General features: G+C 37.3%; 16 protein-coding genes. 10 read left to right on the forward strand and 6 right to left on the reverse strand.

Annotated features, from left to right (window positions below; translation table 11 throughout):
• Positions 1–6 precede the first annotated feature (6 nt).
• Together ctlX and ACY650_RS00230 are read right to left on the reverse strand one after the other, a co-directional pair.
• Positions 7–942, reverse strand: a complete 936-nt coding sequence (ctlX, locus tag ACY650_RS00225; protein WP_462250534.1) for a citrulline utilization hydrolase CtlX — start codon at positions 940–942, stop codon at positions 7–9.
• The gene (locus ACY650_RS00230; protein ID WP_462250536.1) at positions 935–1,849 is read right to left on the reverse strand and encodes a dimethylarginine dimethylaminohydrolase family protein; all 915 of its coding nucleotides are present in this window, start codon (positions 1,847–1,849) and stop codon (positions 935–937) included. The genes ctlX and ACY650_RS00230 overlap by 8 nt, the downstream gene beginning before the upstream one ends.
• 173 nt (positions 1,850–2,022) lie before the next feature.
• Between ACY650_RS00230 and ACY650_RS00235 the strand changes: the two genes are divergently transcribed.
• Positions 2,023–3,408, forward strand: coding sequence for a type III PLP-dependent enzyme domain-containing protein (locus ACY650_RS00235; protein ID WP_462250538.1), 1,386 nt, complete (start codon positions 2,023–2,025; stop codon positions 3,406–3,408).
• 80 nt (positions 3,409–3,488) lie between these two features.
• Positions 3,489–4,223 (forward strand): polyprenol monophosphomannose synthase, encoded by a 735-nt coding sequence (locus ACY650_RS00240; RefSeq protein ID WP_462250540.1) that lies wholly within the window; start codon positions 3,489–3,491, stop codon positions 4,221–4,223.
• Here ACY650_RS00240 and ACY650_RS00245 read toward each other — a convergent pair.
• On the reverse strand, positions 4,220–5,530 hold the full coding sequence (locus ACY650_RS00245) for an ABC transporter permease (RefSeq protein WP_462250542.1): 1,311 nt from the start codon (positions 5,528–5,530) through the stop codon (positions 4,220–4,222). The two genes, ACY650_RS00240 and ACY650_RS00245, sit on opposite strands and share 4 nt — an antisense overlap.
• Before the next feature lie 58 nt (positions 5,531–5,588).
• Between ACY650_RS00245 and ACY650_RS00250 the strand changes: the two genes are divergently transcribed.
• Genes ACY650_RS00250 through ACY650_RS00275 form a run of 6 tightly spaced genes read left to right on the forward strand, consistent with a single transcriptional unit; the run spans position 5,589 to position 9,055 of the window.
• Positions 5,589–6,737 (forward strand): exo-beta-N-acetylmuramidase NamZ family protein, encoded by a 1,149-nt coding sequence (locus ACY650_RS00250; protein WP_462250544.1) that lies wholly within the window; start codon positions 5,589–5,591, stop codon positions 6,735–6,737.
• A 7-nt stretch (positions 6,738–6,744) separates the two neighbouring features.
• The gene (locus tag ACY650_RS00255; protein ID WP_462250546.1) at positions 6,745–7,107 is read left to right on the forward strand and encodes a DoxX family protein; all 363 of its coding nucleotides are present in this window, start codon (positions 6,745–6,747) and stop codon (positions 7,105–7,107) included.
• 11 nt (positions 7,108–7,118) lie between these two features.
• Complete coding sequence (locus tag ACY650_RS00260) at positions 7,119–7,796, forward strand: hypothetical protein (RefSeq protein ID WP_462250548.1); 678 nt, start codon at positions 7,119–7,121, stop codon at positions 7,794–7,796.
• Between the two features lie 19 nt (positions 7,797–7,815).
• Entirely contained in the window at positions 7,816–8,184 is a 369-nt protein-coding gene (locus ACY650_RS00265) for a VOC family protein (RefSeq protein WP_462250550.1), read from the forward strand.
• A complete protein-coding gene (locus tag ACY650_RS00270; protein WP_462250552.1) occupies positions 8,184–8,867 on the forward strand; it encodes a hypothetical protein in 684 nt (227 codons plus the stop codon). The genes ACY650_RS00265 and ACY650_RS00270 overlap by 1 nt, the downstream gene beginning before the upstream one ends.
• A gap of 8 nt (positions 8,868–8,875) precedes the next feature.
• Positions 8,876–9,055 (forward strand): hypothetical protein, encoded by a 180-nt coding sequence (locus ACY650_RS00275; protein WP_462250554.1) that lies wholly within the window; start codon positions 8,876–8,878, stop codon positions 9,053–9,055.
• 6 nt (positions 9,056–9,061) lie between these two features.
• On the opposite strand, the gene ACY650_RS00280 is transcribed toward ACY650_RS00275, so the two are convergent.
• Both ACY650_RS00280 and ACY650_RS00285 read right to left on the reverse strand, forming a co-directional pair.
• Positions 9,062–9,403, reverse strand: coding sequence for a hypothetical protein (locus ACY650_RS00280; RefSeq protein ID WP_462250556.1), 342 nt, complete (start codon positions 9,401–9,403; stop codon positions 9,062–9,064).
• A 17-nt stretch (positions 9,404–9,420) separates the two neighbouring features.
• Positions 9,421–10,353, reverse strand: coding sequence for a DMT family transporter (locus tag ACY650_RS00285; RefSeq protein ID WP_462250558.1), 933 nt, complete (start codon positions 10,351–10,353; stop codon positions 9,421–9,423).
• Positions 10,354–10,462: 109 nt separating this feature from the next.
• Here ACY650_RS00285 and ACY650_RS00290 point away from each other — a divergent pair, with 109 nt between their 5' ends.
• Positions 10,463–11,368 carry a LysR family transcriptional regulator gene (locus ACY650_RS00290; protein ID WP_462250560.1) on the forward strand — a complete coding sequence of 302 codons (906 nt, stop codon included), beginning with the start codon at positions 10,463–10,465 and terminating at the stop codon, positions 11,366–11,368.
• Here ACY650_RS00290 and ACY650_RS00295 read toward each other — a convergent pair.
• Complete coding sequence (locus ACY650_RS00295) at positions 11,365–12,225, reverse strand: oxidoreductase (RefSeq protein ID WP_462250562.1); 861 nt, start codon at positions 12,223–12,225, stop codon at positions 11,365–11,367. The genes ACY650_RS00290 and ACY650_RS00295 overlap by 4 nt on opposite strands.
• A gap of 198 nt (positions 12,226–12,423) precedes the next feature.
• On the opposite strand from ACY650_RS00295, the gene ACY650_RS00300 reads away from it, so the two are divergent.
• On the forward strand, positions 12,424–13,590 hold the full coding sequence (locus tag ACY650_RS00300; protein ID WP_462250564.1) for an aspartyl protease family protein: 1,167 nt from the start codon (positions 12,424–12,426) through the stop codon (positions 13,588–13,590).
• Positions 13,591–13,604 lie beyond the last annotated feature (14 nt).

Consider the following 13,604-nt stretch of genomic DNA (forward strand, 5'->3'; position numbering starts at 1 on the left):
GATTCTTTATTTCTTAGGATTAAAAATTTCAGCCATCATACATCTAGCACTACCTCCTCCAAGTTTCTCAATCGTATGAATATCACTATGCACTAGCTTACCATGGTTAGAAAGTTTATTCTTTTGCTCATCATTCAATGAATTATAGGCTGCTGAAGACATGACAACAAGGCGTTGATCATTGCTACCTAATACTTGAAGCATATTGCCTGCAAATTGTTCTTTCTGTTCCTCAGTTATTTCAATAACTTCTTTACCAGAATCTTCCAATTCAGAAATAAGATTTGTGCGCTCATCGATATCATCAATACTATCTAAACAGACCAAACCAAATTTCTCACCTAGACACATCATTACATTTGTATGATAAATTGGCAAACGCTGACCTTCGACTGTCTGTAGTGCATGAAACTTTACTGGCTTATATCCGGCCTCCCTGCAAAAATCCTCAAGCACTTCCGGCATTGTTCGTTCTGATATTGCAGCATATGCAATCTTGTTTTGTCGATCAAGCAACAGACTACCAGTACCTTCCAGGAATGCATTTTTTTCTTCCCATTGAGTAAAGCTCACCACTTCTCCAATTGAAAATGATTGCTTCAAACCATCGATGATATCTTCTCTCCGCTCAACTCTTCTATTTTCAGCATACATAGGATAGAGACGCAGCTTTCCATCTTCATGAAAAGAAATCCAGTTATTGGGGAAAATAGAGTCCGGAGTTGCCGGATCAGGCGTATCATCAAAAACAGTCACATTCACCCCTTCAGCTCTCAACACTTCTACAAATTGATCAAATTGATCAAGTGCCTCTTTCTGAATTTGATCACTGGTTGCGTCTGCTTCATTTTTTTGATAATAATTATTGACCGCTGTTTGTTCGTTCATACGGAACGCAACAGGTCGAATCATCATCAGGTCATTGGTAATTTGATTACTCATAAGTTCTTCTCAATGGCATAGTGGAACATCTAAGCAAGCCCTCCATTTTTGCAGTCTCGCGGTATTCAACTTCTTCTACAGTCAATCCCCACTTTCTCAGCTGATCATTTAGTCGTACAAAGCTGCTATCTGAAATCACAACTTCTGGGCTAATCGAAAAGAAGTTTGAATTCATCTCATACATCTCATCTTTGGAGATCTCAAACACATTGTTTTCTCCAAAATAATCCACAAGGAACTTTACATCTTCAGGGTTTTTAAAACCACCACGATATATCACAGCTTTGTCTTGCCCTACTGGCTGAAAGCAACAATCAAGGTGTAAGGCATTTTCACGAGGGTCATCATCAGATTTTACAAGCTCAAATGCTTTGATTTTATAATCCGAGAAATTTCTTTTCAAATACTCAACGGCAGCTTCATTTGTTCTCGATACCGTATACTTTTCAAAATCTTCTTCTTTCGAATACCCAACAAAAATGTAATCTTTCCAAGGCATGATATCGCCACCCTCCATTCTTTCGTGCTCATCTGGAAGTAACACCTCATCCACTTGATCTATGACATATTGGATGCCGTCAGATTCTAATTTTCTTTCTGGTGTTACGCACGGCACCACAAGCTTACCTCCAATAACAAAAGCAATGTCTCTGGCAAAAATTTGGTTTAACCCATCAATATTTTCCGGTCGATAAACCTTCACGCCATGTTTTTCGAAGACTTGAGCAACTTGATTCATTTCTTTAACCAGATCCCGTTCTTTTGGAAAAGTCCCGGCTAATATGTGTTCCTTGGATTTAGGATCGTAGGTCTTTTCAAATTTTGGGACTCCTCCCATACTATCCGCTATTCCTAAAATGACTGCTTCTAGGGGGGCTGTTTCGTCAAGTACTTTTACGGTGATCATGTTGTTGAAAAATTCACGCAAAATTAACCTTTAAATTCATGGTTTCCGCCTCGCTGTCGAAACTATTCAACTTCCCAATGGATGTATTTTGGTAAAATCATAAATCAAACTTCTTTTGCTTTTAAGAATCCTGATTTTAATTGATAATTGCATCGAATTTTTTCTAGTCGCCAATGAGAAAATATGCTGACCTAATTGACCAAACCTTTCATTTTCCAACCGATGAGTTCAAGGTTGAAAAAGATTGTCTTCACTTTCATGGAGTCAATCTCTTGGAGATCATAAACGAATATGGCACTCCATTGAAGTTGAGCTATCTTCCAAAGATTGAGCAGAACATCAAGTATGCTTATGAAATATTTGAAAATGCCATTAAGAAGAACAATTACGATGGCACCTATACATACGCATATTGCACCAAGAGCTCACATTTCAAGTTTGTTGTAGAAGAAGCACTATCAAATAATGCACACATCGAAACTTCTTCTGCCTATGACATTCCTATTGTTAGAAGCATGGAAAAGAACGGTAAACTCACAAAGGATCATTACATAATTTGTAATGGGTTCAAAAGACCTCTTTACCTTCAAGAAGTAACATCACTATTAAATTCTGGCTACAAAAACTGCATTCCAATATTGGATAATTTGAATGAGCTTACATTCTATAGGAATAATGTTGAGGGTGAATTTCAAATAGGGATTCGAATTGCTGCAGACGAAGAACCAAACTTTGCTTTTTATACTTCTCGATTGGGGATTCGCTATCGTGATATCATCCCCTACTATAACGATGAAATAAAGGATTCAAAGGCTAAATTGAAGATGCTTCACTTCTTTATAAATACAGGAATAAAAGATACCGCATATTACTGGAGTGAACTAAGCAGGTTTATCTACAAATACTGCGAGTTAAAAAAAATATGTCCTGAGTTAGATACAGTAGATATTGGAGGAGGTTTCCCAATCAAGAATTCATTGCACTTTGAATATGATTACGAATACATGGCTGACCAAATCATCCAAAATATTCAATGGATTTGTAAAAAGAATCATGTTCCTGTTCCCAATATATTTACTGAGTTTGGAAGCTATACAGTTGGAGAAAGTGGTGCGACCATTTATTCCGTCCTTGATCAAAAACTTCAAAATGACAAAGAGCTTTGGTATATGATGGATGGGTCTTTCATCACCCATATGCCAGATGTTTGGGGTATGAATGAAAAGTTTATCATGCTCCCTGTAAACCATTGGAAAAGTCCATATCATCGAGTTAACCTAGGTGGACTTACTTGCGATAGCATGGATTACTATGACTCAGAGGCTCATATTGGCGAAGTTTTTCTCCCACAATTTGACAAGGACGAAACACTCTATTTTGGATTTTTCCATACCGGGGCATATCAAGAATCATTGGGCGGTTATGGCGGTATTCAGCATTGCCTAATTCCAGCTCCTAAACAAATCATCATTGATAAGGATGAGCATGGAAACATTTCGCATGAACTTTTTGCTCAAGAACAAGAAAGTGATGCCATGATGAAAATTTTAGGATATTAACCATTGTTAACCTTCAATTTCATCTTGCGTTCATCAATTCCATATATTTTTGAAGATCAATCCAACTAAGGAATCCACGAATGTCCAAAAATCTGGTTGTCATACCTACTTATAACGAACGTGAAAATATCCGAGACATCATAACTGTTGCACGGGTAATATCTCCTTCATTCGACGTTTTGGTAGTAGATGATGGATCACCAGATGGAACTGCGGAAATCGTAAAAGAAGAAAAAGAAAAAGCGCCTGAGAGAATTTTTCTAATAGAACGTGAAGGCAAATTGGGACTTGGAACAGCCTATATTACTGGCTTCAAATGGGCACTAGATCAAGGGTATGATTATATATGTGAGATGGATGCTGATTTTTCTCATGATCCCAACGATCTCATCCGACTTCTTGAGGCCTGTGAAAATGGCGCAGATGTAGCCATCGGAAGCAGGTATGTGACGGGCGTAAATGTTGTGAATTGGCCCATGGGAAGGGTGTTGATGAGCTATTTCGCAAGCTTCTATGTTCGCTTAATTACTGGGATGCCATTTCGCGATAGTACCGCCGGATTCAAATGCTACAACAAAAGAGTTTTTGACAAGCTAGACCTTGATAAGATCCATTTCATTGGCTATGCATTTCAAATTGAAATGAAGTTCAATGCGTGGAAACATGGGTTCAATATCGTAGAGGTACCAATAATATTTACCGATCGAACAAAAGGGGTATCTAAGATGTCTAAGGGGATATTCAAAGAGGCCATTTTTGGAGTGCTACAAATGAAGATTAAAAGCCTCTTCAAAAAATACGAACCAATAGCCTAATCAAACCTGATTGCCTTTACTGGCTGCACTTTAGATATAAATGCTACAGGTATCAATAGGGTTAATCCAATCAAGAATAGAATGAGGATGTTAAGAAAAAGAATGGTCGAAATATCTATTACGATTGGTACATGACTCATATAGTAATTAGCAGCATCCAATGGAATAATCTTGAAATGATCTTGAATCAATCCAATGGAAACTCCGATTACATTACCCCACAATAACCCTCGCATCACCAACCTCAATCCATTGTAGACAAAAATGCTTCTTATCATCTTATCAGTAGCACCAAGTGATTTCATCATCCCTATCATCTTGGTCCTTTCCATAATAAGGATTAGAAGAATTGAGATGATACTGGTACCAGACACGAACAAGATTATTCCCAAAAGGATCACGACATTTCTATTAAGCAAATTGAGCCATTCGAAAATTTGAGCATACCTATCATAGACTTTATCTACATAAAGGTCTATATCAAGAATATTGAACAGCTCACTTTCAGCTTTTGTCAAGATATATTTTTGAATGTCATTAGTGTATTCGTCAAACCTTAAATTGACAATGCTCGAGAGGTTGTGCCTCAAAAGGCCTAAGTAATCATCAAGGCTAGGAGTTAGATCACAAAATATCTCAACCCCACCAGCCAATGAATCCGGCCAGCTATTAATTCGACGAACGAGATCTAGGTCTCCAATAATTATCTTTTCATCAAATTCTTCTAGTCCCGTCTCATAAATTCCACTGATTTGTAATCTTCGGAATCTCGGTGGATTTTGCACAAAATAAATTAGTACTTCATCATCAACTTCTAGCTCCAAATAATTTGAAACTCTTTTACTTAATGCTACTTCAGTTGAATATTTATCAGCATTAAAATTTGGAAGTCTACCTTCCACGATATGCTTATTGAATCCGACTGTATCAAAAGAGTTATCTACCCCCTTCACTATCACTCCATGCACCTCTTCTTTCGTTTTGAGAAGCGCCGCCTTCATGGCATACGGTTGATATGAAGTGATTCGCGGGTAATTATTCAATGCATCAATTAAATCTTCATCTAAGACTATGGAACCTTCTTCAAAAGAGGTTGAAAGCGTGTACTTATTAACTATCAAATGGCCGCTAAAACTGTACACCTTATCTCGAATTACTTTTTTAAATCCGAAGAGGACCATAAAAGCAATTATCAAAACCGCTAACCCCAGTCCTATACTGACCACAGCCACTCTGTTGATAATACTTGAAAAGGAACCGGTCGATTCTTTTGCTATGCGCTTAGATATAAAAAATGGCAGATTCATTGTTTAGCGCAAAATAGGGTTTTCAATCCTGTAAGAACAAGTTAACTTGTGATTTAATATGATACGTGTTTTCATAATTTGCTTACTATTCACATTTAGTTGTGCTTCCGTTTCTCAAAAAAATGAGAATAATGTACTTACTGGGGCAGATCAAACAGACCTGTATTTTCCCTTGCTTGCCAATAAAAGAGTCGGACTTACTGTCAATCACAGTTCTTTAATTGAGAAAACTCATCTAACAGATACAATACTCCATTCAGGAATCAACTTAACAAAAGTCTTCACACCTGAGCACGGTTTCAAAGGCACAGTCAGTGATGGTGCTAAAATCGACTATGATTCTGTAGAAGCACCATACGAGCTAATTTCTCTTTATGGAAAAAATAAAAAACCAAGTAAAGAGCAGTTAAAAGACCTGGATGTGGTTGTCTTCGATATCCAAGACGTTGGAACACGTTTCTACACGTACATAAGCACTATGTATTATGTAATGGAAGCATGCGCAGAAAATGGAGTCCCAGTGCTCATACTGGATCGGCCAAATCCAAATGGCAGTTATGTCGATGGTCCAGTATTAGAAACTGAATTCTCTTCTTTTGTTGGCATTGTTCCAATCCCAATTGTTCACGGAATGACAGTTGGAGAACTAGCTCGAATGTTTAACGAAGAAGGTTGGCTGGGAAATGGTGTGAAGTGTGATCTCAATGTCATTAACATGAAAAATTGGAATCACGCAATGCCCTATTCACTGCCAGTAAAACCCTCACCGAACCTTCCTGATGACCTTAGCATTTCTCTCTATCCTAGTCTCTGCCTTTTTGAAGGCACAATAATGTCTGTAGGTAGAGGTACCGAATATGCATTTCAACAAATCGGACATCCTGAATACCCTTCTGCACAACATAGCTTTACACCCGTTTCAAGGGAAGGCGCTAAATGGCCTCCTTACGAAGATTTGGTATGCTATGGCAAATCCTGGATTGGTGAAAAACCAAGCTATCAATTCTCGCTTCGACCATTAATTGACGCATATGCTATTATGGAGAGAGAAGATTTTTTCAACGACTATTTTAAACTCTTAGCTGGAACAGATAAACTACAAGAGCAAATAGAAGCTGGAATGAGCGAACAAGAAATAAGAAATTCATGGGAAGATGATCTAACTAAATTTAAATTAGTAAGAGAAAAGTATCTAAGCTATAAATGAACATATAATGGAAAAGAGAAATAAGATAATTTATTGGGTATCAACTGGGCTTCTAAGTATTCTAATGACCCTATCTGCTAGCATGTATTTCATAAATACCGAAGGCATTTCTAAGATATTCGTTGCGTTGGGATACAATGAACGAATAGTAATACCGCTAGCGGTTCTCAAGATACTCGGCTTAATTGCTATTTGGTCCAACAAATCAAAGACGCTGAAAGAATGGGCTTACTTTGGCTTTTTACTTGATTTCATCTTAGCGTTAGAAGGACATTTATCAGCAAATGATGGAGAGCATATGGGTGCAGTGATTGCATTGGCACTTTGGGCAATTTCTTATACATACAACAAGAAATTATCACATTCTTGAAATAGATTAAAATGAAACTCAGAATTATATTCTTTGCATTAGCGCTAACTGCTGGACTATATGTTTTTGCTCAGGAAAAAGAGAAGAGTTTTCAGATAAAAGCATTTTCTGGAATCAACCATTTTGATGTTGATGCAAATTCTATTGAGGTTCGAAAGAATATGAACTCGCATAGCATTCTAAGCTCTGCATCTGTATCAATTGTAAAAGGTGATCGTTTCTTAGAATTTGAACTTGACAGGTTTAATATACAGGCCAATGAAAGTGAAGCAATCCCAAATTCATCTGGATCATTAGATGGTGGTGATATAAAAACACGTGAATTTAGAATCAGACTAAGCTATAATTACCTAAAGAGCGTTTCATCCAAAATCAATGTAGCTATTGGTATGGGCGTATCTCCTTACCTACTCAAAGAGAATATATCTCCGTCCAATCCTTTGACATTTGACAGAAGACATTCAAGCGTGGGGGCCTCATTGGATTTAATACCTAGATTTCAATTCAATATGACTAAAAAAGTATTTTTCGAAACACATCTTGTGCTATCCACAGTCCGCTTAAATAGAAATGAAACGCGAATAGAAAATCCAGCTATTCCATTAAGAGAGCAAACCGAAAGAGACTCGACAGTGAGGTATTTTGGTGGAGACTATCAGGTGAGGTTTGGAATTGGGTTAACATTATAGACACTAAAATTTAATTAAAATGAGAGCTAATTGGTTTGAACTTCCAGTCAACGACATGGACCGAGCAAAAGAATTTTACTCATCCATCTTTGACATTCAAATGGCTGAAAATATGGAGATGGGTAATTCGGTCATGTCCTTCTTTCCATTTGAAACTGATGCGAGTGGTGCCACAGGCACTTTAATCAAGCAAGAAAGCTATATACCGTCTCATAAGGGCACAATGGTATATTTCTCTGTTCCTGAAATCAATGATGTATTGCCTAAAATCACATCTTCAGGAGGCAAAGTTTTGAATGAGAAAATGAGTATTGGAGAACACGGATTCGTTGCTCACTTCGAAGATTGTGAAGGAAATAGAGTAGCTCTACATCAACAAGTGCAATAATGAGTCAAAACCCTACAGAACATATTGTTGATCTCTTACTGAGTAAGTCGTCAATTAAGCAACAGGCCTACCGGAATATCTGTGCCGCTTTCAAGGAGCTCAAAGAAGAAGCATCCAAATTGGTGAAAGACATACGAGACAAAACCAAAAAAAGGGACAAAGACATCCAACTTAAGGTAGAGTCGATTAGCGATCACGAGTTTCACATTCGAATTGCTGGAGATCTTTTGGTATTCGTATTACACACCAACATCATCACTTTGCCAAAAGATTACGATTATAACAAAAGTTCTTACGTCGCAGACCAACCACTTCGCAAATACTTGGGTCAAATAAATGTATACAATTTCATGGCCGATTCTTTTGAGTTTAATCGACTAAATGATCCCGGCTATCTTTTAGCACGCCTTCTGGTAAACAGTGAGAACCATTTTATCGTTGAAGGTGATAGGCAAGTAGGATTTATGTTTAAATCTGCATCAGCAAAGCCGCTGAAAAAAGTAGATTTAAATGTTTTGATCACATTAATAATTAGCCAAGCTGCAGAGAATGATCTTGTAGTACCGCCTTTTCCAAATATCCGTGGTATCACGGTGAAGGAGAAACTTGAAAAAACGCAGTCACTGGGAGCCGGTAATAAAATTGGCTTTCAAATGAGCTACCAAAATGAAACTAAACCCTAGTTAATATAATGAGCACCATACAATCCAATTTCGTTGGGATGACTATCATGCAAAGACTAAAAGTAACTGGTCAGTATGAAGCATTCAAAGAAGCTTACAAAAAGAATAAAGCTGCTGCCGTAAAAATGCTTGAAGCATTAAATCTTGATCAAAAATCTATTGAAGGATTTTTGAAATCAAAGTTTTAGTTCGTTTCATCGCTGCTTACCCCGCAACGTTATTACACTTCTTACATTCATTATCCCTACATAATTCAGAGATAAGTCAATAGAAGTGCGTAACCCTGAAGTTACCTTCTTATTGAATGTCAAATAAATATTGAAATCAATTGATGGATTGTGCGTAATTCCGATTGGCTCAATTTCATTCTCAATTATCTCCTGGTTCAGCAATGAAATACAAATTGTAGCACAAGGATTTTTTAATTCTGATGCTAACTCATTCTGTCTATCAAAATATTCTGTCCAATTAACTTTTGGCTGACTCACAACTGTAAAGTTTTGAAGCACTAGCATTAACACTAGTATGTACTTCATATTTAAAGACAGCATATCTATCGAAACTTGGTGAAAAGCGCACGATCAATATTTAAATTGAAAGTCCTTGACTTTACAAGACCAGTCTTCTTTGTAATTCGTATTCCTAGAAGTATTAAAATGGCACCAAATAGTATCCATATGGTTATTTTTTCATCTAGAAATAATACACCAAGCATCACACCGTAAATTGGCATCAGGTAGGTTACAAGAGAAGCATACCCTGCTCCCGATCTTTCTATCAATTTGAAATACACAATAAATGCTATTGCTGTACCAAAAAATGCCAGGGCCAAGATTGATCCAATCACATCACTGCTAAGCATTTCATAATCAAACTGAGGATATGCTATAAGAGCTATGGGAATCAAATAGGTGCTTACAGATAAAAGCTGTGCTGCAGGCGCAGTAAATGAAGGAGTATTTACAAAATTTTTCCTGATATATGAAAGCCCTATTCCATAGCTAAATGCTGCAATTGTAATAGAAACAATTCCAGACAAACTGCCTTCAACTCCATTTAATAAACTAGGCATAACCAACACCATCAAACCAATAAATCCTATGACCACTCCTGCTAATTTGGTTTGGGTAAGCTTCTCTTCCGCAACAAGAAAATGCGCAATGATGATTGTAAAAAGAGGAACCAGACCATTAAGAATTGATGCTAATGAGCTATCTACAAATTGCTCACCCCAGTTAATTAGAACAAACGGGAGTGCTTGAGCGAAAAATCCAGCTATAAAAGTCTTCTTCCAAAAATCTAGATCGAACGGTAGCCTATGTCCTTTTAAGTATAGAAAGGCATTTAAAAATAAGGCGGCAATTCCAATCCTTAAGGCAGCCAACATGATTGGCGGTACTTGCTCAACCGCAATCTTGATGAATAAAAATGAAGGTCCCCAGAGACTCGCCAATAAAATAAGCAGGTGTGCATTCTTTAGTTTCATGATATAGCGTTTTAAATCTTAATCAAATTGAACGCTATTAAATCACGAAAGAACTATTAATTGGATGAATTGATTTTATAATTAGAATGAATTTTACTAATATCGTATTATGGAAATAAGACATCTTAAGTTGATCCGCGAGGTTGCAGAAACAAAAAGTCTAACCAAGGCTAAAGACTCACTTTTTCTATCACAATCTGCATTAAGCCATCAATTGAAAGAAATTGAAAGTCAGCTTGGTACCCAGTTATTTCATCGTGTAAATAAGCAGTTGATCTTAACCAATGCTGGAAAGATGGTATTAGAATCTGCTGAACGAATTCTTAAAGACTTGGAGCGAACTGAGATGTCCATTAAAAAATATGTCTCTGGAACGAGTGGCACACTAAGACTAGCAACTCAATGCTACACATGCTATCATTGGCTCCCTTCATTGATGAATGATTTTAAGAAAGAATTCCCTAATGTAGAAATTGAAATTTTCCATAACAATGATGCCGATGTTGAAGATCAAATACTTGAAGGTAAGATTGATCTTGCTATCATTTATGAAAATTCAAACAGACCAAACATTGACTATCATGAACTCTTCAGAGATGAGGTTTTTGCATTGGTTCCAGCAGGACATCCATGGACAAAGAAGCCCTATGTTCAAGCGAAAGATTTTGAGGGAGAGAATATCATCATCCACTCCTACCCATTGGAATCTGTCTCTTTATTCTCTCAGGTTTTAATTCCTGAAGGAGTAAAACCAAATAGGGTCATGCAAGTGCAAGTCACAGAAGCGGTGGTGGAAATGGTTAAGGCTGGTATGGGAATCAATGTGATGGCAAAATGGATTGTGGAGCCATACCTTGACGACAATAAGTTGGCGTTGGTTCCAGTCACTAAAAGGGGAATTCATCGGACATGGAGTGCAATTACCCTGTCCGATGAAAAAAGCCCTCAGTATCTACAAAACTTCGTAAGACACTTAGAATGTAATATTGGAAAGCTTTGTTGCTGTGACAATTAGTTTTCCATTGCTTTGAGTTCCTCTTCAGTAAAATCAGTTGGTCTTCCTAGCTCTCTAAATTTATCAATCTCTTCTTTGAACTCCTGAAGACGAATGGCAACACGTTTATAAGCTGGTCCACCCAACGGCAAATGAACAGGTGGATTTTCTATCGTGGTAACCTCATACATGGCTTGAGCTGCGCGAACAGGATTTCCAATTTGATTTCCACTTACCTCTCGAATACTATCCATGTTTTTCGTTGCAGTCTCATTGTATTCTGGGATAGAAGATTCATTGAAAGTAGCTGACCTTCCAGCCCAATCTGTCCGGAACGGACCAGGCTCAATATTGGTAACATTAATCCCAATATGTCTTGTTTCTGCAGCTAATGCCTCTCCTATTCCTTCAAGGGCAAACTTGCTTCCATTATAAATACCTACACCTGGAAAACCATTGAGTCCAGCAATGGAAGTGATATTTAGAATATTACCACTTCTCTGCTTTCGCATGAAAGGTAGAGCAAGTTTGATCATTCGAACACATCCAAAAACGTTAACATCAAATTGCCTTTGCACCTCCTCTTCAGAGGTCTCTTCAATGGGACCCAGTGTTCCATATCCAGCGTTGTTAACGAGTACATCAAGTCTACCAAACTCTTTGCTTATAAATGCAGAAGCTGTATCAATCGTATCTTGCTTTTGGACATCAAGAACAATTCCTTTTACCAAATCAGGATTTATTGCTTCTAAATCTTTAATCTGATTTTCGTTTCTAACTGTTCCTATAGCTATTTCTCCTTGCTCAGATACGATTTTAACCAACTCTCTACCAAATCCAGTAGAACAGCCAGTGATTAGCCAAACTCTTTTGCTCATAATTAAGTGTTATTTTGATCGCTCAACACCATGAAAATAAAAAATGTTCAAATAGTTAGCTAACAAACCATCTCAAACTAATAGGACTCAAATAATTAATCCTTTGTTAAGAATCTTTATTTGAGCATATGACGACATTTTGCAATCTTTGTCGAGGAAACTTTTTAACTTCATCAAGTCATTCAAAAAACCAAAGTCATGAAGAAACTTACCTACCTACTATGCATAGCTTTTGCCTTTAACTCATTGGCTCAAGCGCCTATCACAAGTATTCCTTTCGAACTTTTCGGAGATCATATCATAATTAAAGTCAGTGTGGATGATTCAGAACCACTTGATTTCATTTTTGATACCGGTTCAGGATATACAGTAATTGACGATGATGTAGCAGAGACATTAAGTCTTGCTGGTAAAGAGATTGAAATGAACCAAGCTTCTTCAGCTTGGCATTTAATTAAGCATAACACCATTGCGATCAACCACTTCTTGATGGAGAAAAATACTAAGGTTTATTCAACAGATCTTGACCATTTAGAAATAAGCTTAGGCATGGACCTTGATGGAATCATAGGTTATGACCTGCTAAGACATCACTCTGTTTATGTGAATTTCGACACGAAAACAATGAATATCTATGATCATAGTAATTCTCCAAAGCGTGGCGATGCAATTCCATTCACGCTACATGTTTCAATACCCGTGATTGAAGGAACCGTAGTACTGAACAATGATGAACCACACGACGGCACATTCTTCGTGATGACAGGAGCTGGAACTACTCTTGACTTCAATTCGCCATATGCTGAGCAATGGGATGTAATTCATAAAACTGGTAAACACTATAACTACTTAGTAAAAGGTCTTGGTGAATATGAAACCCCACACTACGAAGGTCACGTTAAGTCTTTCAAATTCGGAAATCAGACAATCGAAGATTTGCCAATCGGAATTAGTGCAGCTGAAAGTGGCATTCAAGCGGACAAAAAAGTTGCAGGGATTATAGGATCTCAAATTTTGAGAATGTACAACTTCACGCTTGATTACGGTACTAAAATGCTTTATCTAGAGAAGGATGTGACATACGATGCAAATTTCAAAGTAAACTGCAGCGGTATTGATGTTCAACTTTCCAGAGATAAAGGCAAAGTCTTAATACATCAAGTTTTTGAAAATAGCCCTGCATCAGAGGCCGGCATCAAAATAGACAGTGAGTTAATCAGAATCAATGGTAAAAGTATGCTGGAAGTAAATCTTGCCGAGATTAAAAAGATGCTGAAAATGGAAGGAGAAACTGTTGATTTGGTTATCAATCAGGATGGTGCTGAAAAATCATTTTCATTAGCTCTAAGATCACTTATAGATTAAGTCTAGGTTTGGTT

The organism is Ekhidna sp. (assembly GCF_963691765.1).
GTDB lineage: Bacteria > Bacteroidota > Bacteroidia > Cytophagales > Cyclobacteriaceae > Ekhidna.

Coding starts and splice junctions, on each gene's coding strand:
- ctlX (WP_462250534.1), bottom strand. CDS start 942: ATGAGTAATCAAATTACCAATGACCTGATGATGATTCGACCTGTTGCG.
- ACY650_RS00230 (WP_462250536.1), bottom strand. CDS start 1,849: ATGATCACCGTAAAAGTACTTGACGAAACAGCCCCCCTAGAAGCAGTC.
- ACY650_RS00235 (WP_462250538.1), top strand. CDS start 2,023: ATGAGAAAATATGCTGACCTAATTGACCAAACCTTTCATTTTCCAACC.
- ACY650_RS00240 (WP_462250540.1), top strand. CDS start 3,489: ATGTCCAAAAATCTGGTTGTCATACCTACTTATAACGAACGTGAAAAT.
- ACY650_RS00245 (WP_462250542.1), bottom strand. CDS start 5,530: ATGAATCTGCCATTTTTTATATCTAAGCGCATAGCAAAAGAATCGACC.
- ACY650_RS00250 (WP_462250544.1), top strand. CDS start 5,589: ATGATACGTGTTTTCATAATTTGCTTACTATTCACATTTAGTTGTGCT.
- ACY650_RS00255 (WP_462250546.1), top strand. CDS start 6,745: ATGGAAAAGAGAAATAAGATAATTTATTGGGTATCAACTGGGCTTCTA.
- ACY650_RS00260 (WP_462250548.1), top strand. CDS start 7,119: ATGAAACTCAGAATTATATTCTTTGCATTAGCGCTAACTGCTGGACTA.
- ACY650_RS00265 (WP_462250550.1), top strand. CDS start 7,816: ATGAGAGCTAATTGGTTTGAACTTCCAGTCAACGACATGGACCGAGCA.
- ACY650_RS00270 (WP_462250552.1), top strand. CDS start 8,184: ATGAGTCAAAACCCTACAGAACATATTGTTGATCTCTTACTGAGTAAG.
- ACY650_RS00275 (WP_462250554.1), top strand. CDS start 8,876: ATGAGCACCATACAATCCAATTTCGTTGGGATGACTATCATGCAAAGA.
- ACY650_RS00280 (WP_462250556.1), bottom strand. CDS start 9,403: ATGAAGTACATACTAGTGTTAATGCTAGTGCTTCAAAACTTTACAGTT.
- ACY650_RS00285 (WP_462250558.1), bottom strand. CDS start 10,353: ATGAAACTAAAGAATGCACACCTGCTTATTTTATTGGCGAGTCTCTGG.
- ACY650_RS00290 (WP_462250560.1), top strand. CDS start 10,463: ATGGAAATAAGACATCTTAAGTTGATCCGCGAGGTTGCAGAAACAAAA.
- ACY650_RS00295 (WP_462250562.1), bottom strand. CDS start 12,225: ATGAGCAAAAGAGTTTGGCTAATCACTGGCTGTTCTACTGGATTTGGT.
- ACY650_RS00300 (WP_462250564.1), top strand. CDS start 12,424: ATGAAGAAACTTACCTACCTACTATGCATAGCTTTTGCCTTTAACTCA.